Source organism: Laedolimicola ammoniilytica (assembly GCF_025567165.1).
Classification (GTDB): domain Bacteria; phylum Bacillota; class Clostridia; order Lachnospirales; family Lachnospiraceae; genus Laedolimicola; species Laedolimicola ammoniilytica.
Genome location: NZ_JAOQKC010000050.1, coordinates 1 through 2,725 on the forward strand (window position 1 = coordinate 1; position 2,725 = coordinate 2,725).

The window sequence follows — 2,725 nt, forward strand, 5'->3', positions numbered from 1 at the left end:
AAAGAATTCTGTCGATAACCGTTGACCTTTTAGTATAAAAGGCTGACGGTTATTTTTCTATACACTGTTTTATTTGACGCTTACCTTCTAAGTTCCAGCTTGTCATTCTGAAAATTTAACTGAATAACCACAGCAAAAACCGCTGCTACATGGAAGCCAACAAACCATGCAACAGCGGTTTTTCTTTACCGTTTTTTCCTCTGGCTGATAGGCGTTCCCATTTTCTTTGATTTTTTGAGAATCCGAATCAGCCAGCGAAATTCTTCGTCTGACAGATTTTTATAGTTGATGCCGAGCTGCTTGCAGTAAAGTACAACGAGCTTTTCATCCCGACTGCCCTTGAAATTTTCGACTGCTTCCAGATTTTCTTTCAGTTCATCGGCAACGGTGGTCTGGGGAGCACTTTCGCTGTCTTTTTTGTGAGCTTCCCGAATATCCCGGATAATGAGGTTGAGGTCATCCAGTACCATGTGACTGAAATATTCATCATCACTGATATGGGCAGCTTGCAGCACCTTCAAATGCGGGTCATCTTCGCCGGGGCGATACCGTTCAATGATTTCATGCCGGACGGTATCGACAAGGGCGTTCAGGTTTTGAATCTGCATGGTGGCAATCCCATCCACATAAATCTCAATGTCCGCAAGAAACTTGATAAAGTCCTTATGGGTGGCAAGTTCGCAGAGCAGACGGTTGTTAATCCGACCGCTTTTCAGAAGTGCTACCATCTCATCACTCAAATGCAGCTCCCTTAATGGCGTGTTGATCTCCGCCCGGTTCTCTGTCCGGCAAAAGAGATAATCGAGGGACACCCCATAAAAATCTGCCAGCAGGATAAGGTTGCCATGATTGATTTCCTTATAGTCATCTTTTTCATAACTGCCAAGAGCCGATTTTGAAATACCCGTTTGCTCAGCCAGTTCTTCCAGTTTTAATCCTTTGTTTAATCGTAAATCTTTTAGCCGTTCCTGTATTGTAGTAGCTCCGTTCATTGAAGCAGTTCCCCCTTTCTAACGACATTTATAACCGTTGAATTGATTATACCATATCAATTCCACAATCGTGGAAATTTCTGATTTTTACCCCTAATTCCTACTTTGTGGACATACGGCACAGGGCACAAAAATGTTCTATGATACAGGTAGTTCATCGATGGATTATTCCAATCGAATGACCAGCCTGTGTGGGATATGCTTCCCCGGTGATGTAGTGCCATGACTTTTGGCAGGGATATGGAGGAACCCTGACCGAAACGAGCGTACCAAAGGGAGCGATACGCCGCTGTGAGATTCAGGGGAGGAACGACACCGGGGAGAACTGGCGGACTGACACCGAAATGATACCGAAACACGACAATCTGATAGGGGGATAGTCTACCCTATCGCTGGTACTTCGGGAGATTTTAAGCGGCTTTATGACCGTAATTTTGCCGAAAATCGCCCCGAAACCATACACAAAAACGGAAGGAAACGCAATATGCCGAGAATGAGCAAAAAGAGGAAGCATGAGCTTTCCTTTTACCTCAATGACCGGGGGCGTGTCACTTACAACGAATTATGCCGGAAATGCCAGCATGGGTGCAGGCAGAGTTTCCGGGCGGTTGTGGTTGACTGCCCCCGTTATTTATCCAAACGAGCAAAGAAAAAGGAGGAACACACCGAATGAATTTTGAATTTATGACGATAGACACACCGTTGCCGCCCTGTATGCCATTTCCCAGAGCATTGACAGGGTTTCCAGTCAGCAGTACCGCAAAGGTCATGTACTGCCGGATGTTGGACGCTACGCTCTCCAACGGGCAGGAGGACGAGAACGGAATCCTGTTTGTCTGCTTCCCTGTCACAGCCATTGCCGCAGTCCTGTCCCGCAGCCCCATGACGGTCAAGCGTTCTCTGAATGAACTGGAAACCGCCGGACTGATCATGCGGGTGCGTCAGGGCGTTGGAGAGCCAAACAGGATTTATGTGCTGATACCGGGAAAGGAGGACGCTGCCCTTGCCTGATACCTCAAAGCTGGAAAAGCTAAACCGGGAGCTGGAGAAAAGCGAAAAGAAACTGCGGAAAGCCATCAATGATGAAAAGGCATTGCAGCACCAGTTAAAGCAGCTTACCCGAAAGGAACGGACACACCGGCTCTGTACTCGTGGCGGTATGCTGGAAAGTTTTCTGCAAGAGCCGGAACACCTGACAGATGATGATGTAATGCTGTTGTTGAAACTCATTTTTCACAGGCAGGACACGCAGGAACTATTGAAAAAGCTGCTGGAACGGGAGAAGCCGGAAACCCTTTAGTTTACTAAGGGCGCAATTATACACCACCCAGAGGTTGGTGCATTGCGTTCTCCGAAGGCTCCTCGCCGGAGGGCTGTGATTTGTGCGAGCAATGAGCCGAACGAATATGCTTGCATATTCACTCGGCGAATGCCGCAGCAGCCGACAGAATGTTGGCTTTCGCAGTCATGGTCTGCTTCAAATCAAACAGGGGACGCTACGCTTCCCCTGCGCTGGCTGCTGCCAGCTACCCTTTTGTGGACTTGCTATCTGGGGACACCTTGCGTTGCAAGCTGTTCCCAGCCGACAAGTTTCATAAAATATGCTATCTTTTCTATAAGCAATAAAGTATAATGAAGTCAGTAATAAATCAGGAATTTGAGGTCAAGGCTTAAACGGGAGGTTTATATGAAAAAATACCAATGTCCTTGCTGCGGATATTTTACCTATAATG

The 2,725-nt window shown here is 47.0% G+C and carries 4 protein-coding genes; 3 read left to right on the plus strand and 1 reads right to left on the minus strand.

The window, feature by feature from the left end; translation table 11 throughout:
* Positions 1-185: 185 nt before the first annotated feature.
* Positions 186-992, minus strand: coding sequence for a helix-turn-helix transcriptional regulator (locus OCV63_RS17230; protein WP_006060470.1), 807 nt, complete (start codon positions 990-992; stop codon positions 186-188).
* A 484-nt stretch (positions 993-1,476) separates the two neighbouring features.
* Here OCV63_RS17230 and OCV63_RS17235 point away from each other — a divergent pair, with 484 nt between their 5' ends.
* Genes OCV63_RS17235 through OCV63_RS17245 form a run of 3 tightly spaced genes read left to right on the plus strand, consistent with a single transcriptional unit; the run spans position 1,477 to position 2,292 of the window.
* Positions 1,477-1,665, plus strand: coding sequence for a hypothetical protein (locus OCV63_RS17235; protein WP_002592123.1), 189 nt, complete (start codon positions 1,477-1,479; stop codon positions 1,663-1,665).
* Positions 1,662-2,003, plus strand: a complete 342-nt coding sequence (locus tag OCV63_RS17240; RefSeq protein ID WP_066558825.1) for a DeoR family transcriptional regulator — start codon at positions 1,662-1,664, stop codon at positions 2,001-2,003. Before OCV63_RS17235 ends, OCV63_RS17240 begins: the two co-directional genes overlap by 4 nt.
* The gene (locus OCV63_RS17245) at positions 1,996-2,292 is read left to right on the plus strand and encodes a DUF3847 domain-containing protein (RefSeq protein ID WP_158365437.1); all 297 of its coding nucleotides are present in this window, start codon (positions 1,996-1,998) and stop codon (positions 2,290-2,292) included. Before OCV63_RS17240 ends, OCV63_RS17245 begins: the two co-directional genes overlap by 8 nt.
* Positions 2,293-2,725 lie beyond the last annotated feature (433 nt).

Bases quoted from the DNA above. Each gene is read 5' to 3' on its own strand.
- OCV63_RS17230 (WP_006060470.1), bottom strand. From the start codon at position 992: ATGAACGGAGCTACTACAATACAGGAACGGCTAAAAGATTTACGATTA.
- OCV63_RS17235 (WP_002592123.1), top strand. From the start codon at position 1,477: ATGCCGAGAATGAGCAAAAAGAGGAAGCATGAGCTTTCCTTTTACCTC.
- OCV63_RS17240 (WP_066558825.1), top strand. From the start codon at position 1,662: ATGAATTTTGAATTTATGACGATAGACACACCGTTGCCGCCCTGTATG.